The 25,414-nt window shown below is 53.0% G+C and carries 20 protein-coding genes; 9 read left to right on the top strand and 11 right to left on the bottom strand.

Annotated elements, in window-relative coordinates; translation table 11 throughout:
- The first annotated feature begins 110 nt into the window (after positions 1–110).
- Together EHT25_RS29590 and EHT25_RS29585 are read left to right on the top strand one after the other, a co-directional pair.
- Entirely contained in the window at positions 111–2,924 is a 2,814-nt protein-coding gene (locus EHT25_RS29590) for a T9SS type A sorting domain-containing protein (RefSeq protein ID WP_124879039.1), read from the top strand.
- A 49-nt stretch (positions 2,925–2,973) separates the two neighbouring features.
- Positions 2,974–3,303: a DMT family transporter gene (locus tag EHT25_RS29585; RefSeq protein WP_124879038.1), complete on the top strand. Its 330-nt coding sequence runs from the start codon at positions 2,974–2,976 to the stop codon at positions 3,301–3,303.
- A gap of 23 nt (positions 3,304–3,326) precedes the next feature.
- Here the strand turns inward: EHT25_RS29585 and EHT25_RS29580 are convergent, their stop codons facing one another.
- Positions 3,327–3,833 (bottom strand): VOC family protein, encoded by a 507-nt coding sequence (locus tag EHT25_RS29580; RefSeq protein WP_124879037.1) that lies wholly within the window; start codon positions 3,831–3,833, stop codon positions 3,327–3,329.
- 155 nt (positions 3,834–3,988) lie between these two features.
- On the opposite strand from EHT25_RS29580, the gene EHT25_RS29575 reads away from it, so the two are divergent.
- The gene (locus tag EHT25_RS29575) at positions 3,989–4,783 is read left to right on the top strand and encodes a hypothetical protein (protein WP_124879036.1); all 795 of its coding nucleotides are present in this window, start codon (positions 3,989–3,991) and stop codon (positions 4,781–4,783) included.
- Positions 4,784–5,015: 232 nt separating this feature from the next.
- Positions 5,016–5,840 carry a class I SAM-dependent methyltransferase gene (locus tag EHT25_RS29570; protein WP_124879035.1) on the top strand — a complete coding sequence of 275 codons (825 nt, stop codon included), beginning with the start codon at positions 5,016–5,018 and terminating at the stop codon, positions 5,838–5,840.
- 119 nt (positions 5,841–5,959) lie between these two features.
- On the opposite strand, the gene EHT25_RS29565 is transcribed toward EHT25_RS29570, so the two are convergent.
- Positions 5,960–7,564 carry a serine hydrolase domain-containing protein gene (locus EHT25_RS29565; protein ID WP_124879034.1) on the bottom strand — a complete coding sequence of 535 codons (1,605 nt, stop codon included), beginning with the start codon at positions 7,562–7,564 and terminating at the stop codon, positions 5,960–5,962.
- Positions 7,565–7,664: 100 nt separating this feature from the next.
- On the opposite strand from EHT25_RS29565, the gene EHT25_RS29560 reads away from it, so the two are divergent.
- Positions 7,665–8,942 carry a PQQ-dependent sugar dehydrogenase gene (locus EHT25_RS29560; protein ID WP_124879033.1) on the top strand — a complete coding sequence of 426 codons (1,278 nt, stop codon included), beginning with the start codon at positions 7,665–7,667 and terminating at the stop codon, positions 8,940–8,942.
- Positions 8,943–9,037: 95 nt separating this feature from the next.
- Here EHT25_RS29560 and EHT25_RS29555 read toward each other — a convergent pair whose 3' ends face one another.
- Positions 9,038–10,048: an LLM class flavin-dependent oxidoreductase gene (locus tag EHT25_RS29555; protein WP_124879032.1), complete on the bottom strand. Its 1,011-nt coding sequence runs from the start codon at positions 10,046–10,048 to the stop codon at positions 9,038–9,040.
- Between the two features lie 183 nt (positions 10,049–10,231).
- On the opposite strand from EHT25_RS29555, the gene EHT25_RS29550 reads away from it, so the two are divergent.
- Complete coding sequence (locus EHT25_RS29550; protein WP_124879031.1) at positions 10,232–11,335, top strand: alpha/beta hydrolase; 1,104 nt, start codon at positions 10,232–10,234, stop codon at positions 11,333–11,335.
- Positions 11,336–11,367: 32 nt separating this feature from the next.
- Here EHT25_RS29550 and EHT25_RS29545 read toward each other — a convergent pair whose 3' ends face one another.
- The 7 genes from EHT25_RS29545 to EHT25_RS29515 all read right to left on the bottom strand — a co-directional run bounded on the left by EHT25_RS29545 (position 11,368) and on the right by EHT25_RS29515 (position 21,983).
- Positions 11,368–12,372 carry an FAD:protein FMN transferase gene (locus EHT25_RS29545; protein WP_229311837.1) on the bottom strand — a complete coding sequence of 335 codons (1,005 nt, stop codon included), beginning with the start codon at positions 12,370–12,372 and terminating at the stop codon, positions 11,368–11,370.
- Positions 12,373–12,384: 12 nt separating this feature from the next.
- Complete coding sequence (locus tag EHT25_RS29540) at positions 12,385–13,500, bottom strand: hypothetical protein (RefSeq protein ID WP_124879030.1); 1,116 nt, start codon at positions 13,498–13,500, stop codon at positions 12,385–12,387.
- Between the two features lie 47 nt (positions 13,501–13,547).
- Positions 13,548–14,930, bottom strand: a complete 1,383-nt coding sequence (locus tag EHT25_RS29535; RefSeq protein WP_124879029.1) for an FAD-dependent oxidoreductase — start codon at positions 14,928–14,930, stop codon at positions 13,548–13,550.
- A gap of 170 nt (positions 14,931–15,100) precedes the next feature.
- The gene (locus tag EHT25_RS29530; protein ID WP_124879028.1) at positions 15,101–16,534 is read right to left on the bottom strand and encodes a RagB/SusD family nutrient uptake outer membrane protein; all 1,434 of its coding nucleotides are present in this window, start codon (positions 16,532–16,534) and stop codon (positions 15,101–15,103) included.
- A gap of 89 nt (positions 16,535–16,623) precedes the next feature.
- The gene (locus tag EHT25_RS29525; protein ID WP_229311836.1) at positions 16,624–19,974 is read right to left on the bottom strand and encodes a TonB-dependent receptor; all 3,351 of its coding nucleotides are present in this window, start codon (positions 19,972–19,974) and stop codon (positions 16,624–16,626) included.
- Positions 19,975–20,273: 299 nt separating this feature from the next.
- Complete coding sequence (locus tag EHT25_RS29520; RefSeq protein WP_124879027.1) at positions 20,274–21,299, bottom strand: FecR family protein; 1,026 nt, start codon at positions 21,297–21,299, stop codon at positions 20,274–20,276.
- A 108-nt stretch (positions 21,300–21,407) separates the two neighbouring features.
- Entirely contained in the window at positions 21,408–21,983 is a 576-nt protein-coding gene (locus EHT25_RS29515) for an RNA polymerase sigma factor (RefSeq protein WP_124879026.1), read from the bottom strand.
- Between the two features lie 126 nt (positions 21,984–22,109).
- Between EHT25_RS29515 and EHT25_RS32835 the strand changes: the two genes are divergently transcribed.
- Positions 22,110–22,259 carry a hypothetical protein gene (locus EHT25_RS32835; RefSeq protein WP_185731528.1) on the top strand — a complete coding sequence of 50 codons (150 nt, stop codon included), beginning with the start codon at positions 22,110–22,112 and terminating at the stop codon, positions 22,257–22,259.
- Here EHT25_RS32835 and EHT25_RS29510 read toward each other — a convergent pair.
- The gene (locus EHT25_RS29510) at positions 22,243–22,845 is read right to left on the bottom strand and encodes a Fic/DOC family protein (RefSeq protein ID WP_124879025.1); all 603 of its coding nucleotides are present in this window, start codon (positions 22,843–22,845) and stop codon (positions 22,243–22,245) included. The genes EHT25_RS32835 and EHT25_RS29510 overlap by 17 nt on opposite strands.
- A 200-nt stretch (positions 22,846–23,045) precedes the next feature.
- On the opposite strand from EHT25_RS29510, the gene EHT25_RS29505 reads away from it, so the two are divergent.
- A complete protein-coding gene (locus tag EHT25_RS29505; protein WP_124879024.1) occupies positions 23,046–23,417 on the top strand; it encodes a BlaI/MecI/CopY family transcriptional regulator in 372 nt (123 codons plus the stop codon).
- Positions 23,414–25,411 carry a M56 family metallopeptidase gene (locus tag EHT25_RS29500; RefSeq protein WP_124879023.1) on the top strand — a complete coding sequence of 666 codons (1,998 nt, stop codon included), beginning with the start codon at positions 23,414–23,416 and terminating at the stop codon, positions 25,409–25,411. Before EHT25_RS29505 ends, EHT25_RS29500 begins: the two co-directional genes overlap by 4 nt.
- Positions 25,412–25,414 lie beyond the last annotated feature (3 nt).

Raw genomic sequence — 25,414 nt, 5'->3', positions numbered from 1 at the left:
TTTCGAGGGAATGGCCTCCGGTTTTTGAGGAATACATGATGGAAATATACGGTTATTCGTAACTTTAGTGACGAATCCAACCCTTCACTAAAAACCGGAATCCTGTCTCTATGGCAACTCTACCATTCAACCGGCGCAGGATGTTTTACGCGGCAACGAAGCTTCTTCTTTGCTTTATTATCCTACTGAATACCAGCTGTTTCCTATTTGCGCAGTCGTATTCAGCGCAGCTTGATGCAAACGGTTTTTATCACATTCAGCAAACCGCTCCCTCCACTTCGGCAACTGCCCGAAAAGCGCAGCAAGCTACCATTTCCATCACCGACGATTCGAGACGACCAACCAATGCCGTGATGCTGACCGTGTCGTTCGGTCCCGAAATCAATCTGAACACCATCACTTCGTTTTTCCTGCTGGTGAAAACTTCGCCCGAGTTTCTGGATTTTGGGGAGACCGTCTATATTTCAAGCAAGGCTGTTGACAAAACCGCCCGAACGATGCAAATACCGGTGGGAGGACTTAAAGAAAATACCGATTACTATTTCACTCTTAGCCAGTTTAGCGGCTGCGACGGGGAAGAGACGGCACAGGTTCACTATAAAACCGGTACAGCTCCGAAAAAACCAAAGAAAGTGCTGCTGGTTATGGACAACCAGTATGAAAACGATCCCGAAATTCAGCAGGCGCTGACGGTGTATAAAGCCGATGTTACCCGTACTGATCCCAATCTTGTTTTCGAACAAACGTACCTATCTGCTGCCCCGGCCGAGAAAGGGCAACTCTACGAAAAAATCAAGGCCCGGTTTTACGATTCCGAAGCCCCGCTTCATTATTTGTTTTTTATTGGGCGAATTCCCAGCGCCAGCATCCGATCCGACGTTCTCGACCACAAAACCAATCAGCCGCTGCCGGGAAGGCAAAATTGGTTCTCCAGCCTGGGCGTCTACGCAAAAATTCTGACGCAGGACTTTCCCTTTAATACGCAGGAAAACCTATTCATCAGCCGACGATACGACTGTCAATTAGCGGGAAAAGAACCCATATCCAACGATATAACGCCCGTTTTTTTCCAGTCTTCCATCACCGACATTTCTTACGGTGCCGTCGTACCGACCCGCCCGGAAGAAGGAAAAGCGTATATTCTGCGGTATTTTGAAAAGCTGCACCAGTTCAAAACCGGTAAACTGAAGTTTGACAAAAAGGTGTTGCTCGCCGATACATTTTACAACGACGGCACCTACCCGAAAAAAATTGAACAGCTGACCGGGCGCTGGACCCATAACGACACCATCAATGTACCTCAGAAATACGGCCCGAGCTTCAACGGTTTCGATCCGGTCTGGAAGGCCGATTACCTCAAAAAATTAGGCAGTAATTCGTACGAAATCGTTTCCTATTCGGGGCATGGTGAACCGACCCAGCATTACTACGGAATTACGCCGACCGAAATTAATAACATTGAAAAACTCAATACACTACTCTTTGACTTCACGTCCTGCTCGGTTGGAAACGTTGATTATCAGGATTATCTGGCAGGCACCTATCTTGATAAAGGCAATACGCTTTTTGTCAATTCCTATTCGACTCCAATTAATGTCGCTGTGATTGAAAATCAGTCTCCGTTATTATACAAATTCAAGGAAAAGGAAACTTTTAATGCGTTTTCCAAAGGCACCTATGTCAGCGATGCCTACCGCCACGGGCATACCTCCAACATTGTCCAGTACCTGCTGGGCGACCCACTACTCTCGCTTACGACGGCCTGCGTCCCGGAACCGCTGGTCATTTCATCGGTCGGATCGCTCTCGCTTTGCCCCGGCGATACCGCAACACTCCGTGTTTCCGGCAATTTCACCAACCTCCGCTGGTTTCGCAACGGAACGGAAATCAGCCAGGCCACCGGAACTACCTTAAAAGTGGGGCAGGGCGGTTTGTATACCGCCAAAGCCCGGCAATGCGAGCAGGAAATCACGAGCGATCAGGGTGTTACGGTAACCGATAAACCGGGGCCGGTGATGCCGGTTCTGACGGTGGAAACGCTTCCCGATCGCTTTCGGCTGCGCGTCACTCCGGCGGGGGCTTTTTCCGGCGGTTTTAACTGGTTCATCAATGGCTCCCGCTGGCAGGAAACCACCCAGGATACGGTAAAAGCAACGTTGCTGGGTGCCAATTATACGGTAAAAGTGTTTCAAAACGAGTGTTCGGCGACCTCAAAACCGGTTACGATCCGGATCGACCAGCCGGTTTTGACGGTAACCGGTGCCAATCCGGCCTGTTCGGGCGACAGCATCGTGGTGAAAGCACCCGAAAATTTCAGTTCGTATGCCTGGCTAACGCAGGGCGGAGCGACGGTGGTGACCACCAGCAATACGCGGATTTACAAGCAAAATGCCGTGGTCGCCGTTACGCCCAGCCGGGGCACGCTGGAAGGGCCAACATCGGCGTATGTCACGCTGACCTTCAAACCCAAACCGCCCAAACCAACCATTACGCTGGAAAGTGCCGGATTTCGTTCAAGCAGTCCGGTGAATAATCAGTGGTATCTGAACGGCAATCCGCTGCCGGATTCGACGCGGCAACTGTTGCGCAATCCGGGGGCCGGAACTTACCGTGTCCGCGTAACGGATCAGGGCTGTTTCAGCGATTCGGACCCGATGATCATTACTGCCGTAGAACCGGCCTTGAGTAGTTTGAAGGTGTACCCGAATCCCTCCAACGGCACTTTCCGGGTCGAATGGCCCGACTCCTTCCGGTCTGGCAATCTGGACGTTGTGGACAATCTGGGTCGCAAGGTCTACAGCCGCTTCTACGCCGGAAAACCGGCCGAACCGGTATTGGTTCCGCTGAAAACCGCCCCCGGTTTGTACCTGCTGCAGCTTTCCACCGACGGACAAACGAAAACCGTCAAGCTGCTGGTGAAATGAGGTAATCCAGCTGAGCGCAATCCGTCGCATTTTAGAACCGCAGACTACCATGAAATACCTGTTTATTACCATTGCGATTGTTACCGAAGTGATTGCCACCTCTGCCCTGAACGCATCCCAGCAGTTCAGCAAATGGCTGCCCAGCGTCATCACGGTGGCAGGTTATCTGACGTCCTTCTACTTTCTAAGTCTGGCGCTGCGCACCATGCCCATCGGCATTGCGTACGCAATCTGGTCCGGGGTAGGCATTGTGTTAACGGCGCTGGCCGGGATTTTTCTGTTTAAACAGACTCCCGACCTTCCGGCGCTGGTCGGGATGGCGCTGATCATCGCCGGGGTGCTGGTGATGAATCTGCTTTCCAAATCGAGTGTCCATTAAGCGGGACCGAAGGGACGGTCCCGCTATTTCTTCTCCATTTGTTTGACGGCAATCCATCCTTCCGGTGTGATGCCCATAATTTCGGTGGCAACGCCCAGGGTTTGGTAGGTATCGAAGAATGCCATCCGCGCAATGGGGTGGTCGACTTCGCTGATGATTGCATACCCTTGTTCGCGCAATTCAGTGGTAATTCGGTCGAAATCACTAACCGGCAACCGAAAAGCCAGATGCTGCGTGCCGCCCGCCGGATACCGGGCGAGGTAATCATGGAACATACTCTGGCCGGAAAGGGGCTGGATGAGTTCGATGAAGGAACCGCCGTTGTAGGTCTGCGTGGTCAGCCAGTCGCCGTCCACGACCTGGCCTTTATAGCTCATACCCAAATCCTGGGCGCGGATATATTCCGGTTCGGGAAAACCGGTGATGCCCAACGCGTTCGCCAGGAATTTTACGGAAGCGTGAATATCCGGAACCACCCAGCCAATCTGGGCAAATTCAAGTCCGGCCACGGTGTTAGTGATCTTGTTCATGTTTGTTTACCGTTAGGTTCGTAACAGAACAAAATTACAGTGAGCGGATTTGTCGAGCCGGGGGCATTCGCGCCAATTTAAGGGCGGTTTGCGACGAATTCCAACCTTTTCGAACCGGTGAGAATCCTGCCTGAAACCTTACCTATCAATCAACCATGAAGTTATCTACACCGGTGGCTCTCCTGACGGCCAGTTTTTTGATTTGCCTGGATGCCTGCAAACCCCACCTCCCCGCTCAGGAAAGCCCGCCTTGCGCCCTGTTGAATTTCCGGGTTATCAACAAAACAACCGACCCTCTTTTGGCCAACGTTCGCGAAGAACCCCTTGTAATCGACGGAAAATCGTTAAAAGTTGGGGAGTCAACCCGGGCCACGTTCACCTTTGATTCGCAAAACCGCCCGATTAGCTCTACGTTCACGGCCTACGGCTACAGTGATTACAATCGTTCCGAAACGTTTGACTATAGCCCTGCCAAGCTGACGGTGAAAACCAGCTATCCTTCGGGTGGCGCTAGTGAAGCAACCTTTCCGCTCAACGATAAGGGATTAGTAGCCGACGTAAAATACAATGCGGACGGGTTTGCCGTCGAAGAAAATACGGATTCGTACCGCACCACCACCACCATTGAAAACGGGAATATTGTCCGCAGGGAAACCCGGAAGGTAGCGGACAATTCACTCTTCAGCGTTGTCCGCTACGAATACGATTTAAACCGACAGAATCTCCCCAATGTAGCTCCACACAAAGGCAAAAACAGCCGAAATCTGCCGATTAAGGAAACGTACCTATCGTACTCCGGCGCTACCGGAACCCCGGTGCCAACGACCACGGTTTATGACTATTCCTACCTTTTTGACAGCAACGGTCGGCCAAGCCGTCGGTATAATAAATTGGGCGATGGCACGGGGACGTATGAGGTTTCGGAATATGAGTACATCTGTCGGCAGTGAAGACCGCAGGGAATTTTTGAGAGATTGTTCGTCATTAAAAAAGTAAGTAATTTAGACTTCCCAAAAATCACGGAATTCAGGGACAGAGAATCACTGATTTCGGTGATTTTTCCGGCCACCGTAACTGCTACCTTTGTGCTGTTTTAACGGGTGTTCCCAACTACCCTCTGATGACTTCTTACCCGTCGAACGAGCGTAGCATGTATTTCATCTCACTTTTCCTGAACAACAAATGACAACTCCGGTGAATCCAAACAAGGCATTGTGGGAAAAAGGCGATTTTACCCGCCTGGCCGAAACGATGCGGGAAAGCGGAGCCGATCTGATCGGCAAATTGGCGATTACCAAAGGTTTAGACGTTCTGGACCTGGGCTGTGGCGATGGCACAACAGCCATTCCTGCGGCCCGATCAGGTGCCCGGGTTTTGGGCGTCGACATCGCCCGGAACCTGGTCGAAGCCGGTAACAAACGCGCCCAGCGCGAAGGACTCACCAACATCACGTTTCAGGAAGGCGACGCCACAAACCTGAGCGAGCTGAAGGATCAGTCTTTTGACCTGGTCGTCAGCATATTCGGAGCCATGTTTGCCCCAAAACCGTTCGACGTAGCCAGCGAAATGGTGCGTGTAACCCGACCGGGTGGACGCATTGTCATGGGCAACTGGATTCCGAGTGACCCCACTCTCGTAGCCCAGATTTTGAGAATCAGCTCGGCTTACACGCCCGCGCCACCGGAGGGCTTCATCAGCCCTATGCTGTGGGGAGTAGAAAGTCAGGTGCTGGAACGCTTTGGGCAGGCTGGCATACCACAAGGAAATATTTCCTTTGAACGGGATACGTACACCTTCAACGCGCCCTTCCCACCGGCCGAATTCCTGGATCGGTTCAGGAATTACTACGGCCCCACCATGAATGCGTTTGAAGCTGCAGAAAAGAACGGAAAGGCCGAAGATCTGAAGCGCGAGTTAGTCGATTTATTTGCCAGCCAGAATAAAAGTACCACCCCGGACACGACTTCGATTCCCGCAACGTACCTGCGGGTAACCGTTAATCGGTAACGTATATAGGCCCCGCCAGGATGATTTCTGCAAAAAATCATCCTGTTTACCGCCTTCAAACGTGACTGGCGCAACAATCTAATCTGTTGCGCCAGTCACGTTTGAAGGCATTTTAATTTTTACTTTCCCTGCGAAACCGCTGCCTGTTGTTTGCCTTCCAAAACCGGTCGGTTGTCTTTGGAGTTGGTCAACACCGCGAGGCTTTTCTGGAATTCCAGTTTCAGATCGTCGCCCGAAAACCGGCAGATGACGTTTTCGTAATGGGCGGTTTCGATAAACCGCCAGGTCATCGTGAAGGTATTTTCGTCGCTCCAGGCTCCGCTGCCCGCAATTTTGGTCCTGGTTTCTTTCGGAACGGAGGTCGGCACGAGTTTCAGCGGAACGGTCGACAAATCGGTGTTTCCCTCTGCCCAGCGCCCTATGCCACAAACCACGCGGTGTTCGCCCTGATCATCCTGCAACGTACAGACGCAGGAACCGTTCTGGAACGCCAGCGATACCTTTTTGATATTCAGATTATTATCGGCAATCTGGTACGGTTTTCCGGTCACCTTGGCGACGGTCGGCGAGCTGGCCTGTCCGGTGGGCAGCGGCAATGCCAGCGAAGCTAGTTTTTGTTTCAAGGGCACCGACGATTGGGCGGCAACGCCTTCCGATTGAATAGCCGGTAAAATATGGTTCCAGACTTCATCCAGAATGCCCTGCATGTTGCTGGTTTCGCTCGTAATCGCGATGACCGTGTCTTTTTCCGGCAGCACAATGCAATACTGACCGTAAGCGCCATCGCCCCGGAACGCCCCGTTGCGGCAGCGCCAGAACTGGTAGCCGTAGCCCTGCAGCCAGTCGTTCTCTTCCTTCGGACGTGATCCGCCTTTCGACTGGATCTGGAATTTCGTCGCGTCGGCAATCCAGGCAGCGGGTAGCAATTGCTTGCCGTTCCACATCCCTTTCTGGAGGTATAACTGGCCGAATTTGGCAATGTCTTCGGTTCGTACGCGCAGGCCCCAGCCGCCGGTGTCGATGCCCTTCGGATCGGTTTCCCAGTCGGCACCTTCAATACCCAGCGGGTCGAACAGCCGCGGTTTCAGGTAATCCAGCACGGTTTGGCCGGTCAGTTTCTGCACAATTGCCGACAGCATATACGTCGCCCCGCTGTTGTAGACGAAGAACGTGCCGGGCTCGTGTTCGACCGGCAAGGCCAGAAACGCTTTCACCCAGTTACCGTCCGGATCGTTCCGCAGCGAGGGCGTCGAATCTTTGTCGTGGCCGGTCGACATCGTCAGTAAATCCTTCACCCGCATGGCCGCCAGATTGGCGCTCACCGTGGCCGGAACGTCTTTCGGGAAAAACGAAACCACTTTATCATCCACCGTCAGTCGTTTTTCGGCGACCGCCAGGCCAATGGCCGAGGACGTAAAACTCTTGCTGAGCGAGTACAGCGTATGTTTCAGCGCGGGCGTGTACGGTGCCCACCAGCCCTCCGCAACGACCTTGCCGTGCCGAACCACCATCAAACTATGCAGATTGAGCTTCCCGGTTTCGATGGCATTGACAAAATCCAGCAAACCGGCCGACGAAATACCCTGCGCTTCGGGCAGGCTGCGGGGCAACTGGAAGGAACGAAGCGGAGCCGCCTGTAACGGGCCTGGCAGCGAACTCATCAGGCCAACACCGGCCACACCCAGCCCGAGCTGATGAAGGAAATTTCGGCGATTCAGGGTCATGTTTTTAGGAATAATATGATTTTCTCAAGCGTTTCTGCCAAAATACGGAGAAAATAGCAATCTTTAGATTTCGGTTCCCTAATTACTCACTAAACCCTCCATGAAACGAATTTACTTTCGGACCATCGGTCTGATGAGTGCGCTGGCAGTCGCCAATATCGTTTGGGCCAATAACGGCAATGCGCCTGCTTCCGCCCCTAAAAAGGCAACGGTCGATGCGGCCGCCATTAAACTTCCTGCCGGTTTTTCGGCCAGCATCCTGACCACCGACCTGGGCGCGGCCCGGCATATGGCCGTCAGTAAAAACGGCGATATCTACGTCAAACTGTCGAAACTGAAAGACGGAAAAGGCATTTACCGGCTGCGGGACGCCAACAAAGACGGAAAAATTGATGAAATAACCGGTTTTGGTGACTACCCCGGAACGGGCATTTTTATCAAAAACAACTACTTATACGCGTCATCAAACAGCGATGTATTCCGGTATGAACTGAACGACAAAGGCGAAGTGATTCAGCCCGATCAGCCGGAGAAAATCGTGTCCGGTTTACGGGTGAAAGAACGCGACCAGTCTAAGTCGATTGCGGTGGATAACCAGTCGATGATTTACGTGAACATCGCTTCCGACAACGACGCCTGCCGCCAGGCCGGAACCGGGAAAGGGCTGATGCCGTGTCCGCTGCTCGATTCAGCCGCCGGAATCTGGCAGTTCCATACGAACCGGCTCAACCAGACCTACACCGACGGTGTGCGGTTTGCGACCGGTTTGAAAAACGTGGTCGGGCTGGACTGGAACACCAAAACCAATTCGCTGTTTGTCATGCAACACGGGCGGGGCAAGTTCCACGATTTCTATCCGGAATATTATACGCCCAAACAAAGTGCTGAATTACCGGCGGAAACCATGTACGAAGTAAAAAAAGGTGCGGACGCGGGCTGGCCGTACATCTATTACGACCATATTCAGAAGAAGAAAATTCTGGCACCGGAATACGGCGGTGATGGCAAAAAAACCGGTGGTGAAAAAGCCCTGAACCCGGTTGTCGCCTTTCCGGCGCACATGGCTCCCAACGGTTTGTTGTTTTATACCGGAACGATGTTCCCCGAGAAATACCGGAACGGCGCGTTCATCGCGTTCCACAGTAAGTCGGACGAATTGCAGAAAGGCTACCTGGTGGCGTTTGTGCCGTTCAAAAACGGAAAACCGTCGGGGGCGTGGGAGATTTTTGGCGACAACTTTGCCGGAATCGATCTGGCCAAACCAACGGGTCCCGTTCAACACCGCCCCTGCGGACTGGCTCAGGGCACCGATGGCTCCCTGTACGTTTCGGACGACCTGAACGGCACCATTTTCCGGATTGCTTATAAGAAAAAGTAGGTTTACGTACCCACGGACTTTAGTCCGTGAAATCTGGCTATTTTTAGCGCCAACTTTTATAGGGGATTTCACGGACTAAAGTCCGTGGGTACGTATCAGGCGATAACACTCTTTAGTTCAAACACCTCGGCCAGCAGTCGATACGATTCCAGTCGTTCTTCAAATTCGGAGGCTATATTGACCAGCATCAGCTCATCGACTTCGTACTGATCGGCATACCTCAGCAACTGCTGTTTGACGTCCTCCGCATTTCCCATGATCATCCGCTGGCGGTTGTGCTGAATCCGCGCTTCTTCGGCGGGTGAATACTCAACGGTTTTGATATCCTCATAAGTGAAGGGGTTCACCCTTCCACGGAGTTCATACTGCAAAAACCGGTAGTCGACCATCGCCCGTTGCCGGTGCACGACGTCAGGGTCATTGGAGCAAAACACGAAGAAAGCCACGTTAGCCTCCGGTTCTTCCCGGTTTTCGGAAGGCTGAAACCGCGTCCGGTAATGCGCCACGGCTTCGGGTCCGCCGTGCGGATTGATGAAGTGGGCAAACGAAAAACCCATGCCGAAATGAGCCGCCAGCAAACCGCTGTGGCCCGTCGAACTGAGCATCCACTGCTCCGGTACCGAAGGAGGAACCGGCATCGCCCGCACCTGGGCCTGAACGGTGCCCGGTGCGTAACGATCGTTCAGATAATTCTGTAAATCAAACAGTTGCTGAACCAAATCCTGTTCACTAAACGTATTGGTTGGATTGAGCAAACTCGCCGTTACGCGATCACCGCCCGGGGCGCGGCCCATGCCAAGGTCGATGCGACCGGGAAAGAGCGTTTCCAGCATCCGGAAATTTTCGGCCACTTTCAGGGCGCTGTAATGCGGCAACATCACCCCACCCGAGCCCACGCGAATCGAGTTCGTTTGTCCGGCTAAATGGGCAATCAAGATCTCCGGCGTCGTTCCCGCCAGACTGGTCACATTATGGTGTTCGGCCACCCAAAACCGGGTGTAGCCTAATTCTTCCGTCCATTTCGCCAGCGCGACGGTTTCCTGCAACGCTTCGCGGGCGGTGCTGCCCTTCCGAATCGGCGACTGATCTAACACACTTAACTTCATTTCTGATTCCGGTTATCACGCACTAGTTCTATTGTTATAGAACAACAATAAAACCCGGAAAAGGTGCCGACCCGATTGGAATAAAACGGTGTGATGCGGTACGGTTTTTCGAAAAATGCATTAGGTTTTTTCAATCTATTGCGCTAACTCGGCTTTGTATTTTGCTTATTCTCAGCCTAAACCATGATCAAATACGTCTTGTTCTTTGCCTTTCTCTGCCCAACGCTGCTGGCGTTGGGCCAGTCGTCGCCGGTGGCGAGTGTCGATACCGGAATCATTGGCCAGGCCCGCTACCGGATTGATTTTCCCGCCAATTGGGGCCAGTCTGGCGGCTCAAAGCGGTTATTGCTCTACGCGCACGGCTATGAAACGATGAGCAGTCGGCGGGGGAAATTGAGTGGCGGCTGGATGGCTCCTTTCCTGAAAAAAGGTTTTGCCGTGGCGCAATCGGCCTACCGGAAGCAGGGCTGGGCGGTTTCCGAAGGCGTTGATGACACCGAAGCCCTGCGCCAGTATTTCGTTAAAAAATACGGTCAACCGGATACGACATTCATTACCGGCCATTCGATGGGTGGCATGATCACGCTGGCGACCATCGAAAAATATCCGCAGCATTACCAGGGTGCCTTACCGATGTGCCCCATATCCGATCACATTTACCAATCGCTGCAGAAACACCTGTTTACGGTTCTGGTTACGTTCGACGCCCTTTATCCCAACACGCTGGCGCTGGAAAAACTGGCCAACGGAACCGCCCAACCCACATCGGGAGAACTAATTGCGCAAAAACTGAACGCGGATTCGCTAACGGGTCAGCAATTTGGCCGGCGGTTTGCCATCAAATACAAGGATTTGCCGGGCGTGCTCTGGTTTTTTCAGGAAATCTACCGCGACATCAGTCAGCAAGCGGGCGGCAATCCGTTCGATAATACGAATACCTTATACGGCGGTTTTTCGGACGACGCCCTCGTCAACCGAAAAACGGTTCGGCTAGCAGCTCAACCCAAATCGCGTTCATTTTTAGGCGCTTATACTTCTTACAGTGGTAAAATCAGCGACCCGGTTTTGCTGGTTCACACGACGTACGATGAACTGATTCCGCCCGAAATCGGAACGGGCTACGATGCCATTGTCCGGCAAGCAGGCAACGATCCGCTTTTTGTCATGAAGTTTACGGACGGACAGGGGCATTGTCGGTTTACACCCGGCCAGACCGAAGCGGTTTTTGATCAACTGCGGAACTGGGTGAAAGCAGGCAAAAAACCGGTCGCGGGGGAAGTAAAATAGATAACTCGTAACGGAACGGTTCGACTCACTTTCTACTCCATAAACGCTTTGATGCCATCCGTTGCGACGGTTTTGAGTTCGTTCTTTTCGTTTCGATAAATCAGAAAAGCGTCCAGCTCGCGGTGGCTGGTCAGAAACCGCTTTGTTTCGTCGAGACCCATCACCAGAAAGGCCGTTGCAAAGGCATCGGCGGTCATGGCGTCGTTGGCAAAAACCGTGGCACTCAGCAGGGCGTCAGGTCGGGAAAAACCGGTTTTCGGATTAATGATGTGGCCAAACGTCTCGCCGTTTTGCCGGTAATAATTGCGGTAATTGCCCGAGGTCGCCATCGCCCGGTTCGCGATGCGGGCGGTCGTTTGCAGGCCACCGGGTTTCGCCGGGTTTTCAATCCCGACTTTCCACCACTGGCCTACGCTGCGCTCTCCCCGGCAACGCAGTTCCCCGCCCACTTCCACCATATAACTCGTGAGTCCCTGCTTTTCCAGATAGTCCGCCAGAACATCGACGGTATAGCCCTGCGCCAGGGCGTTGAAATCCAGGCGAACGTTCTTTTTTGTCTTTGTGACCGAAACCGCATCAAACTGAATGTACTGAAAGCCAACATAGTCCAGCAAGGAATCCACATTGGTTTGCCAAGGATCGCGGGATTTCTTCCCCAACTCGTAGGCTTCGACCAGCGGTTTCACGGTCGGGTCGAAAGCACCGTTAGTGGCTTGATAAATTTCCGCTGATTTTTGCAGAACTGGATAGAAGTACGGTCGTTCAAACCGGTGGGATTCCGCGCGGTTAAACCGCGAAATCTCCGAATCGGCCCGGTACGTAGACAGGCATTCGTCGATCGTGACCAGAATGGAATCGATCGGACGTTTGAAATTCCGCTGCCAGGCGTCGGGGTATTTGATGTGGTAAGTCGTGCCCTGCGCTTCACCTTCCAGACTGACCATCGGCACTTCCGCCAACCGTTGCGGAGGAGTTTGCTTTCCCCAAAATGAAATGAAAACCGGCACTAAACCGATCAGCAACACGGCCCCTTTCATGAATTTCCTGCGCTACAAATTGTGTTTTAGGCGGTACGCGTTGAGCTGTTTCTCAACGATCCGGTCCTCAATTTTCACATTTTTCAGGTAGGTAAACGCTTTTCGGGCCAGGAAATTATTGTCGTTCTGCAACAGCCCGGCAATGATCCGGCCGGTTTCGGGATCGGCCACGCGGTGGTGTTGGAAAAGATCCAGCGTGTTGCTCAGCAGTTCTCCATTAGCCGAAGCCAGCGATCGGGCCAGAGCGGTTTTCAGCTGATCGTTCAAGCGGGGGGCTTCTTTGAGCTTCAAAATGAGCTGATTTTTCAGGGCGTAGTTGACGCGGACGTATTTTTCCAGCAAGGCGAGTTGTAATGTATCCGACCGCAAAGCCTTTGGCTCCAGGGCGTTGATGGCCCGTTCGGCCCGATTGAACTGGTTATTATCGATAAACGATAGCACGGTTTTTCGCAATTCCGGCGTCAGGTCAACGTAGCCCCGGATGTGGTTGAGCGCCCAGATTTTGTCACTGGCGTCCGGGCTTTCCAGAATTTTCAGCAAAAAACCGGGCGACAACCGCTGTTCGGTCAGGCTCACCACTTCCTGCCGCGCCGGGCCGTAAATCAGATGCCATAACTTATAGGTTGTATACACCGCCCCTTCGACCACGTATTCCAGCACGTTTTTGGCCGTGGCCGACGAAACCGCATCCACACCCGCCCCGGCCGAAGCCGATTTGGGCACCAGTTCTTCGTACGAAAAATTGGCCAGCGGGGAGAACGGATCGGCCAGCAACTCGTTCAGCCGAGCGTATTCGACGGGGGTAAACGGCTCGTGTTCGGTTTTACTCAGAAATTCGCCTTTCGGCAGTTCAAAGCCCAGATACCGCCCGGTGACGTTCCAATACAGCGTAATATCGACCAACCGGCATTTGTTATCGAAGCAGACGCTCGTCTTGATGCGCCGGAAATACGAAACCGGGTAGCCTTCCTTCGAGCGGTTTTGAAAGAGCGTGTCGTTATCCACATCGTCTTTAAAATCAACGGTATACGCCAGAACTGTATCCGGTTTGAGCGAAAGCGCCGGTGCCTGGAAATAGCGAATCGGCTCCTGCGTTACCCAAGCGGGTAAAAGGAGTATTCCGATCAAAAGAACGTTGAGTAAAGCGCGTCTGTGGATGCCCGGCATACCGAAAATCAGCCTTTTTGCGAGGAGCCCGGCACAATTCCGCCGTGTTCTTCAATGAGTTTTCGCAGGTCGCCGAACGGCACATCCAGCGGGGTTTTGTTCTGCATACTGGCCAAAGCCGCAGCGGCCCCGGCGGCCTGTCCCATGCCCATGCACGACGCCTGCACCCGCAGCGCCGAATTCGCCAGCCGATCGCTGCTCACCGAACGACCCGCAATCAGAAAATTCCGGCTGTTTTTCGGCACCAGTGCCCGCAACGGCACCGTCGGCACCACGCCTTCTTTCAAATGGTCGGGCAACACGCCGTTTTCATCGTGGACATCGATCGGGTAATACGAATACGAAACCGAATCGTCGAACACCTTGCCGGTCACGTAATCCTGGTGCGTGATTTTATAATGACCGTCGATGCGGTAGGTTTCGCGCACCCCGGTTTCGTTCTGCACATCAATGATTCGGGTTTTCTCACAACCGGGCAGCGTCCGCAAAAACCGCAGCGTTTTCAGCAGCGACGCCCGGCCGTAAATATTCGCCTGCGTATGGCTTTCCGAGGTGGTAGAATCCGCCCCCAGCACGTGCTGGATGTTATCCCCGGCGCTTTTCAGCAACCCGACGATGTTGTTCCGAAAGTCGGATTTGACCAGCGTACCTTTCTTGATTTCTTCCTGGTACCTCGCTTGTATCAGCTTCAGATCCAGCGACTTAAAGTCATATCCGCCAATCTGGAACATCAGCGTTCCGGGCTGCGTCACCGCTTCGCGCAACAACGTAAAACCGGCCAGCGAAGCCGCGTAGGCGTTGCCCGTGCAGTCGATCACCTGATTCGCAATAATTTCCGTATTGGTGCCTTTCCCGACGGTCTGCACCACCCAATTGCCTTTCTGAAAAACCGCACTGGTGGGTGTTTCGTAAAACCGGATTTGCACGCCCGCTTCCACGGCTTTTTCTTCAATCAGCATAGCGTACAACTGCCCATTCAGCCGCACCTGGTGTCGGGGATGCTGTTTTCCGTGCGGAATCGAGAAATCCGGCAGCCTATCGTCGTTCAGCGCCACGGCTTCCTGCACCATTTCCCAGCCGATGCCGCCGATGACCTGTTTGCCCCAGGCAAAGAAAATGCCCGGAAACGCCACGCCCCCGGTGGTGGTGGTGCCGCCCAACTGGCTGCCGTTTTCCACCAGGATGGTTTTGCGACCGGCCCGAGCCGCCTGAATAGCCGCGACCACGCCCGCCGTGCCGCCCCCAATCACCAGAATGTCGGTTTTCAGGGTTTGTTTCTGTACTTTATACGGTTCGGCTACCACCTCGCCTTTTGACAAGGTCGGTGCTGCCATGCCCAGCGACAATACGCCCAGCGCTGATAAAGCCGATCTTCTTTTGACTTTTTCCATTAGTTGTTCAGTTTACGGTTTACAGTATCCGGTATACGGTGGGCTGACACGTACCCACGGACTTTAGTCCGTGAGATTCTCACTATCCATTTCATAAGAATCATCTGGAATGATCAGGTTTCACGGACTAAAGTCCGTGGGTACGTTCACCATAAACCGGCTCCCCTATTTTAATACCCCGGATTTTGATCTTTCGCCGGGTCGAGTCCTTTGTTGTAGTTCATTTCGGAAACCGGGATAGGCCACAGCAGGTGTTTATCCACGACGTTTTTGCCTTTGGCCGCCAGAATAACCGCTTTGGCTTTGCCGGTGCGTTTCAGGTCGAGCCAGCGTTTGCCGCTGAGCTGGAATTCGTACGCCCGTTCGCGCAACACCAGATCCCAGAAAGTCGCGGCATTGTAGTCGGCTAGTTTGAAATCCACGGTCGAAGCACTGGTAGCCGGTTTTCCGTACGCCCGGCGGTGAACCTGATTCAGGGCTTCCACTGCGGCTGCGGTGGGTCCATTGCCCGCCCAGCTGGCGGCTTCGGCATAGATCAGCAACACGTCCGAATAGCCATAAACCGGGTCATCGTTGCCCGCGCCGTTTTGCGAAACCGCCAGTTGGTCCGTGAATTTGGAACTAACGAGCGTGGTCGCGCCCAGCCCGAAATCGACAATATCCCAGAGTTTTTTCCGCAAATCGTTGTCATCCCAGGCTTTGTAAACCGCATTGGAGGCATCCCCATAGACCGCATACGCCCCGCCGAAGTTGAACAGTTTGGTGTTGGGATGATTCGAAATCCAGAGCATGTAATTCCCCTGGTTGATCTGCCGGGCGTATTTCAGGTAAAAGATTTCTTCCGAGGTTGAAACCAGATCCGGCCCCCAGACTTTGGCCTGAAAATCCGCCTTGGCAGAAACCGGCACCAGCGAGAACTTGTTGCTTTTCATCACTTCGTCGGCTTTATCGCGGGCTTCGGCAAACTGACCCAGCTGCAAATACACATCGGCCAGCAGGGTTTTGGCCGCCCACTTCGTCGGCCGACCGGCCACCGCCGGGTTGTCGGGCAGGTTGGTTTCGGCTTCTTTCAGATCGGCCACAATCAGGGCGTAAACTTCCTCGGCGGTATTTCGTTTGACGTCGATAGCATCCATGTTGGCTTCCGTCCGGATGGGAACGCCCGCCCAGTTGCGCACCAGTTGGAAGTAGTTGAACGCCCGCATGAATTTGGCTTCGCCGACGTATTTGGCGACGTCTGCACTGCTGATGGCGCTGCCTTTGGGTGCGTTCCGAATCACCAGATTGGCGTTGCGGATGCTCAGGTAAAACGTATTCCACAAACCGGCTACCCGCGTAATATTGGCATCGTTAAAGCCTTGGAAATCACTGAGTGGCGCCCAGCTTCCGCGCCCAAACGCGTAGTCCGTCTGCGATTCCAGCGTGGCTTCATACACGCTCATGTTTGTGTTGCGCAGGGGCGAATAAATGGCATTGGCCGCCGTTTCGACTTCCGCAGCCGTGTTGAAAAACGTTTCAACCACCAACGATTTCGGTTCTTCTTTCAGGGCATCCTCGCAAGCCAGCAAGCCCAAAACCGGGAGAAGGAATAGTATCTTTTTCATATCTATTTGTGATTGAGCGAATGAGTGATTGAGTGAATCAGCCATGCGACAGCCACTCAATCGCTCATTCACTGATTCGCTCAATAAATTTAAAACCCGACCCGCAGGCCGAAGGTGATGGATTTGGCGGTGGGATAGCTGTAAAAGTCGATGCCCTGGGCCGTGGAGTTATCACTGCCGCGCGAGTTCACGTCCGGGTCCCACCACGAATAGTTGGTGAACGTCAGCAGGTTCTGGCCGCTGGCGTAGAGTTGAACACTCCGCACCCAGTTGACACCCCAAGTCTGCAACGGGAAGTTGTAGGCCAGTTGAATGTTTTTCAGCCGCAGAAACGAACCGTCCTCGATGTAGCGATCCGACGCCCGGGCGTTCACGGTGTTGCTGATGATCGGGTATTTGGCGTTCGGATTCGTCGGCGACCAGTGATTCAGGAAAACTTCGCGGGGCATGTTCAGCCCAAAACCGTAGTCAATCGTACTGCCCATCGCGCTGGCATTGAACAGGTTATTCCCCTGAACGCCCTGCAAAAACAAGGTCAGGTCGAAATTTTTGTACGACATCGACGAGTTGAACCCGTAAATAAATTTCGGATTCGGATTGCCGATGTACGACTTGTCTTTCACCGTGACAGCGCCATCGCCGTCGGTATCTTTGTATTTGATTTTGCCCTTGTCGTCGTACCCATCTTCGACGTAGCCCCAGAACTGACCGATGGGCCGCCCTTCGCGCAAAATGCTGGTCACGTCGTTGATCACCACCACGCCAATCTGTCCGCCCAGAATATCCTGACCACCATACAGTTTCACGACTTTATTCCGGTTAAAAGCGATATTGGCGTTGACATTCCATTTGAAATCACCGGTTAGAATCCGGCTGTCGACGCCCAGTTCCAGCCCCCGGTTTTGCACCTCGCCCACGTTCTGAATGGTGCTGGTGTAGCCGAGTGACGAAGGCAGCGCGACGGTATTGAGCAGATCGCGGGTGTTTTTGATGTAGTAATCCGCCGTCAGCAAAATCCGGTCGCGGAACAGGCCAAGGTCAACGCCGAAATCCTTCTGCTCGGTCGTCTCCCATTTCAGGTTGCCCGGCAAAACCGTTCCCGGCGCGAAGGTGTTGTAGAGCGCGTCGCCGAAAATGGTTTTCCCGGAATTCAACTGATTCAGCGTAGCATACGGGCCAATGGCCTGGCTCCCCGTTAACCCCCAGCTCGCCCGCACTTTCAGGTCGGAGATGTAGGGATGGTTTTCCAGAAACGATTCGTTCGACACCCGCCAGGCCAGAGCCGCCGACGGAAAATAGCCCCATTTGTTGCCTTCGCTGTATTTCGAAGAACCGTCCCGGCGCAAACTAACCGTCGCTAAATACTTGCTGTCGTAACCGTAATTGATCCGCGCGAGGTATGATAGTAAGGTATACTTGGAATAACTGGAAGTCGGAATACCTGGCGTAATGGCCGCCGACAGGTCGTACGTTCCGAAGGCGTCACTCAAAAAACCGTTGCCGCTCCCCGAGAGCGACGTGCTCAGAAAATCCTGGTACGTAAAACCCGCGACGGCGGCTACGCTGTGTCTCAGCGCGAAGGTTTTGTTGTAACTGATCGTGTTTTCGCTCAACAGACTCGTAAACTGGTTGGTGCCGACCGTGGCCGAACCCTGGGAGTTGACAAATTTGCGGGTGGTGTAATTATCGCTGCGGTCGTCGCGGTTTTCGATCCCGCCCGAAATTTTGATCGTAATGTCTTCGATGGGCTTGAACAGCAGCGACGCGTTGAGCAGGGCCACGTTGGCCTTGGTCTGGTTGTTCTGTTCGTTAATGAAATTGAGCGGGTTGATCATGTCCGTGGCCACAAACGGGTAGGCCGTCGCCAGCACCCGGTAGCTGCCGTCGTCATTGTAGGGCGTCAGCGTGGGCGGGGCCGACAAACCGCCCGCAATCATCGAATTGCCCCGGCTGCCTCCCCCGCTGTCCTTCCGGTTGGTGTTCAAGCGCGATAAGGTTCCCGAAAAATTGACGCTGAATTTCTTACTAACCGCGTGATTGATGTTGGTCCGCAAGGAATACCGGTTGTAATCACTGCCTTTCACGATCCCGTCCTGATTGAAGACGCTGCCCGAGACCGAAAACTGCGTTTTTTCGTTTCCCCCGCTGACGTTCAGAGCTGTATTTTGCATCGGCGCGTTCTGAAACACTAAATCCTGCCAGTCGAAACCTTCGCCAAAACCGTCGATCTGGGCCTGTGTGAAATACGGTTTTAACTTGTCGTTGGTGGCTTGCTCGTTGTAGAATTGGGCATATTCTTTGGCATTCATCAGGTCCAGCTTTTTGCGGAGCGTCTGGACGCTGTAGCTGGTTTCAAAATCGACGCGGGTTTTGCCCGATTTGCCCTGTTTTGTCGTAATAATGACCACGCCGTTGGCGCCCCGCGAGCCGTAAATGGCCGTAGCCGAGGCATCTTTCAGGATTTCCATGCTCTCGATGTCGGCGTTGTTCAGGATCGTCGGGTTGCTGCCCGACATCGGAAAACCGTCCACGACATACAGCGGTTCGTTGCTGCCCTGAACGGAGTTGGTACCGCGAATCCGGACGCTCATTGGTGCACCCGGGGCACCGGTGTTTTGCAGTACCTGTACGCCCGGCGCCCGGCCCGTCAGGGCCTGCAACACGTTCGTGGCCGGATAGGCATTCAATTCTTTGGATTTCACCTGCGCCAGCGAACCCGTCAAATCACTCTTTTTCACAGTTCCGTAGCCCACCACCACCACTTCTTCCAGACTTTTGGTATCGACTTTCAGGCTCACATCAACCGACGAGCGGTTGCCGACCGGCACTTCCTGATTCAGATACCCCACGAACGAAAAAACCAGCGTGGCGTCGCCGTCCGGAATGTTGAGTCGGTACTTGCCGTCGCCGTCGGTGGAGGTTCCCCGCGTGGTGTTCTTGACCACTACACTCACACCCGGCAGGCCGTCGCCTTTCTCGTCGGTCACGGTTCCGGCAATGACGCGGTCAACGGGTTGTTCGGGCGTGAGTTGGGACGTTTTCGGGGCAATACCGGGTAAAGCGGGCGGAAACGTCGGCGGTTTGCTGAGCAGAATCTGTTTTTTACCGACGACTTCGTAACTGACGGCTGCGTTTTTAAATAGCTGATCCAGCACCGTTGATAGCGGCTGATTGACGACGTTGAGCGACACGCGCCGGTCGGCCTGAATTTGCTGGGGAATGTACGAAAACGTGACTTTAGCCACCTTTTCGATTTTTAGCAAAACAAAGCTAAGCTCCTGATTGGCAACCGTCAGCGTGACGGGTTGTTCCAGCAGGGCCTGTGCCGTTGCGGTTTTGGCGTGGGTCAATCCCACAAACAGCAGGGCACAAAGCAGTTGGGTAAACGTGATCCGCATAAGGGTAAGAGCGAATGCGTGATTGAGTCGAGGTAATTTCATACCTTTGATCGTTTTTGTTTAAGGGTTTAAGCAAAGACAAAAAGCCCCTGTACTCATCTGCCAGGATGCGTCGACTTGGAAACCGTCGTAGGGGCAAAATCCGGTCGGTGATGCTTGGACCCATCGCCGACCTTTCTTTTTAGTGTTGGGTTTACGGTTTTCGGTATACGGTTTTCTGTTTATACTGCATAATTGGATGTGTTAGTAAATTCTGCCAAATTAAACCATCTATTAATCAGCGCACTGAGCGGTGTAAACCATTACGGTAAACCGAAAACTGAATACCGAAAACCGCCAACCTACAAACACCCCGGACCGGTGATGACAATCTGGGCGTCGATCACTTTGTAGGAAGCCCCCAGTAGTTTGCAGAGAATGTTCAGTTTGTCGTATAGATTTTCCTGATCCAGCGAGGTGGTAATGAAACAGTTAGCCATTACTTCTTCGTCGTATACCACATCAACCCCGTACGTTTTTTCGATGGCCGTCATGAGCTTCGACAAGGGAGCGTTCTGAAACGTGAAGGAAGGCAACTCCTTCGGCTGCACGAGCACCGCCGGTTTTTCAACCAGCGTTTTCACCAACCGATGTTCCTGATCCAGATACGTAACCTGCTGGTTGGGCGTCAGCACGACGCCGATGGTTTCGGGATCGGATTTGGCGCGGGTCGGTGTCACCAGTTTCGGCGAATACACCGAAACGCGGCCCGTCCGAACGGCCACCTGTACGTTCCGATCCGTCGGATAGGCCTTAATGCGGAAACTGGTTCCCAACACTTTCGTAATCAGGTCGTGCGAATAAACCAGAAACGGCTGGTGCGGATTTTTTTCAATCTCAAAAAAGGCCTCCCCTACCAAGGTGACTTCGCGCTTCTGCCGGTCGAACACCGCCGGATACCGCAGCTTACTGCCGGGTTGCAGGGTGACCACGCTCCGGTCGCTCAGCACGATGCGTTCGGGTTGATCCGACGCATTCAGACGTTCCAGAAAGGCCGGTTGTTCCGCGACGGTTTTCGGTGATGCTACTGGCTCCGTCGTGGCTGATCGGAAGAAATACCAGCTCAACCCACTGACCAGCAACACCATAGCTGCGGCCGCCCAGTACGGCTGAAACCGGAATCGCCGAACCACCGGGGCGGTTTTGACGGTTCGCTCCGCCAGCGACTGCCAGTTGCGGGCCAGAAGCCGCTGCTTCTCGTCCTCCGAAGGCAACTCCACTTCCGCATCCAGCGACGCATACCACTGGTCGAGCAGCGCCCGTTCTTCGTCCGTGCAGTCTCCTTTCAGGTATTTGGCGAGCAGTTCCTGGTATTTGGCGCGGTCCATTGGGTTGAGTCGTTCGTTCAAAAAGCATAGACGAACGATGCCAAAAATTCCCTAAGACGAAATAGCCTTTTTTTGCGATTTTTTTTCAGGCGACTCAGAATCAGTCGGTCAGGAGAGCAGAAACAGCACCCAAACCGCCACAAAATCACGGAGATTCCGGCGCAGAAAGGTCGTTGAACGGGCGAGGTGGTACTCGATGGTTTTTTCGGAGAGGTTCAGCCGCTGGGCAATTTCCCGGATCGTCAGGTGCTCGAACCGGTTCAGAATGAAGATTTCACGGGTTTTCTCGGGCAATTGCGCCAGGGCGGTTTGAATGGCGTCGGTCAGCTCGTTCAACTGCACGGCTTCGGTGGTGGCAAAGGTTTCGGCCGGGAAAAACAACCGGAGCTGGTCGAGGTAATGCTCTTCCTGCATGTTCCGGCGGATGTAATCGATCATCAGATTTTTGAGTGACACCCCCAGAAAGGCCGGTAAATTGATAATCCGCAGCGCATCCCGTTTCTGCCAGAGCATCACGAACAGTTCCTGCGCCAGTTCCTCGGCCACTTCTTTCCGCCGGAGCTTGCGGTGGGCCGTCACGTACATTTTATACCAGTAACGGTCGTACAACTCCCTGAAAGCCTGCTCGTCATCGTTGCGGAGCAGGCCCAACAATTCGGCGTCGGTGAGCGATTGCAGGGACATTGTTCGGAGGTTTATCAACAAAGTTGTAATAAACCCCAAAATATTTCAAAAAATTCCGGTTTTTTAATTTTGGAGATTACGCTCTTTTAAGACGGTTTTTTGGTTGAAAAACCGTAAATTCGTTTTATGAAACGAGCCTTGAAGAACATCTCATCTGAAGTTCGAGCTGATATTTTGCGCTCGGCAGTGGCTTCTTTCCGGATCGAGAAAATCCAGATTTCGCCAGAGCAGGCAGTCGCCACTCTACAGAAAATTGAAACTACGCAGGCCAAATAGCTTGGATGATGGTTTTCATGGGTTCATAATTTTGCCCGGCCGCTTGCTGAACGGCGTGGATATAACTGGTAAACGAGATCTCAGCCCCTTCATTCGGTTCAATTTTCTCCCAACGCAACGAGTTTAGTCCCTGCTTCCGACACATTAAATTGGCCAGCAATCGCGCTGTTCGGCCATTTCCTTCGCGAAACGGATGAATAAAAAGCAGTTCGGCATGTACGACGGCTAGATCGTGAACCAACTGTTCATGAGTAGCGTACCGATTTGGAAGGCTGGCTAAAACCGCTGTTTCAAGCGATTGCATACTGTTTGGCAAAAAATGAGCAGCCGCAAACACAAAACCGCCCTTCGATAAATTGACATCACGCCATTTTCCGGCAAATCCGTATAGATGTCCCAGCGCCAATTTGTGCATTTTGCGAATATACTGACACGTAAACCGGGTCCGGCTGGTTAACTGCTCGGTTAACCTAATTTCCGCGCTCAGAAACCCCTCAAATTCAGCTAGTCCAATCGCTTCGGTACTTTTTAAGTTGAGCCGATTAGGAAGTTGTTCATTTTGGTCATACGGAATCTGGTACTTCATATAATCGAGTGGATTAGTTACTTATTACGGTGCCCTGCGCAAAACCTCAATCAACAAGCTGCATTCACAAATGACGGATTATCTTCCGATAGGCCAACAAAAACATTTTTTCAAACAAAAAACTAATACATTAGTTGTAAAACTAAACCATTAGTCATACATTTGATTTCACCATTTCAGCCATTCCATTTTATCCAGATATGCAAGTTCGCGAACTGACCAATGCCGAAGAGGAAATCATGAAAGTATTGTGGAAAATCGAAAAGGGGTTTGTTAAGGATGTGCTCACCGAGCTTCCCGAACCAAAGCCGGCCTACAATACGGTTTCAACGATTATCCGCATTCTCGAAAAGAAAGGCCTGGTGGGCTACCGCGCCTACGGCAAAACGCACGAGTATTACCCGCTGATCACGGAGGAAGAATACAAACGATTCGAAATGGAACAGCTTATGTCCGGTTATTTCGACAATTCGCTGAAAAAACTGGTGTCGTTTTTCGTCAAGGACCGCAACCTGAGCCTGAAAGAAACCGACGAAATCATCGAACTCCTAAACCGTAAAAAAGAATCATGAACCCGGCCCTCGAATACCTGCTAAAAGCCAATCTTTTCCTGGTGCTGTTTTACGCCTGTTACTGGATCTGGCTCCGAAAACATACCTTTTTTCGGCTTAATCGGGCGTATTTGCTCGGATCGGTTTTGCTGTCGTTAGCCCTGCCGCTGGTGGAATTGCCCGCCGAAGCCGTGGAAACGATGCCAGTTCCGGTGGTGGCTTTCACACTTCCGGTTACGGTTCTGACCACCGAGCAGCCCACCGGTCTGGACTGGGAAACCGTCGGGGTCTATGGGTACGGTTTTGTTGCTGCGGTTTTATTGCTGCGCTTACTCCTGCAGGTAACCGGAGTCGGCCGTCTGATAAAACGCTCTGAACGGCATCCCATTGACGATTACACCCTGGTGTTGCCCGCCGATGAACGCGTGCCGACATTTTCGTTCTTCCGGTATCTGGTGCTCTGCCGCCGGGATGCGCAAACCGCCAATACGCCGATCGTAGCGCATGAACTGGTGCATATCCGGCAAGGACACAGTTTCGATGTGTTGCTGCTCGAAATGGTCCAGTTGTTCTTCTGGATGAACCCGGTGTTGATTCTGTACAAGCGCTCGATTCAGCAGGTGCACGAGTTTCTGGCCGATGCCCAGGCCGAAGACAAACACGAATATGCCACCTTCCTGGTCAATTATGCCTTTGGTGTTCAGCCCAATACGCTGACCAACGGTTTTTTCAAACCGTCGCTGATCAAGGAACGGATTCTGATGCTGCACCGCCGGGCTACCAGTCGCTGGGCGTTCGGTAAATACATGCTGGTCTTGCCGTTATCGCTGGGTTTGCTGGCGATGACGACCGCCCGCGAAGAGATTCGGGAAGAAATCACGCACCTGGTAACACCGGTTGTGGACGAGAAGATTACGGTTTCGGGAAAAGTGACCGATAGCGACGGGCAGCCGCTACCGGGTGCAACGCTCATTATTCGCAACACGACGAGTGGTGCGCAAACCGATGCACAGGGCCGCTATGAGTTAAAAAATGTTCCTTCCGATGCCAAAATCGTAGCGAGCTTCGTCGGCTATGTATCGCAGGTGAAGAATGTCTCCGGCAAAAAAGTTATTGATTTTACGCTGTCCCCTAAAGTCGATTCCCTGGACCGCGTTGTGATTGTCGGCTATGGTTCCTCGCCAAAATCCGTCCCCTCCGCAAACCCGGCCACCACCACGCCCCCGGCGACGCAATCGGTGCCCCGATCCGGGTTTACGGTGGTGGAACAAGTTCCGGAATTTCCGGGCGGAAAAGACGCCTTAGGCCAGTACCTGACCAGAAATCTGCGATATCCGTCCGAAGCCCGGCAAAATAATACCCAGGGAATTGTACTGGTGCAGTTTACGGTCGACAAGAGCGGTAGCATTCAGGATTTGCGGGTGAAGAAAAGTATCGGTTCCGGCTGCGACGAGGAGGCTGTGCGGGTGGTTAGTCAGATGCCGCCCTGGAAACCGGGTTTGCAGAATGACCGACCCGTCAGGACGCAGTACGTTTTACCCATTTATTTTCAGTTAGAAGGCAAGGAAGACAAACGAAGTGGTCAGGTTATGGACGACAAATCAAGTCCGGCGAATGTCATCATTCGCGATCCATTAAGTAATGATCCGGCAACCAAACCGCTGTATGTGGTAGATGGCAAAAAACTGACGTCAGCAGAAACGTTAACTTCTGCGGTTGAACAGAAGAATGGTATTAAGTCCATCAACATTTTAAAGGGCGCTTCAGCAACCTCAATCTACGGTAACGAAGGGCAAAATGGCGTCATTGAGGTGAAGACCAAACAGACCGCGATGGGTGAAACCATCCAGCAGGTTACGCAACCGGGCTTCGGTGATCAACCCATTGAATACACACTGGATGGCAAAACGGTCACGCGGGAAGAGTTTCAGAAACTGAATCCCAGTAGTCTGGATCGGGTCGAAGTCGATCACACCAAGACGACGTATACCATCAAAGCCACTTCCAAAAACTAACCC

Source organism: Larkinella rosea, from assembly GCF_003858635.1.
In the GTDB taxonomy this organism is placed as follows: Bacteria; Bacteroidota; Bacteroidia; order Cytophagales; family Spirosomataceae; genus Larkinella; species Larkinella rosea.
The sequence above is the reverse complement of the archived record's forward strand: the minus strand, read 5'-3'. Positions and strand labels throughout refer to the sequence as shown.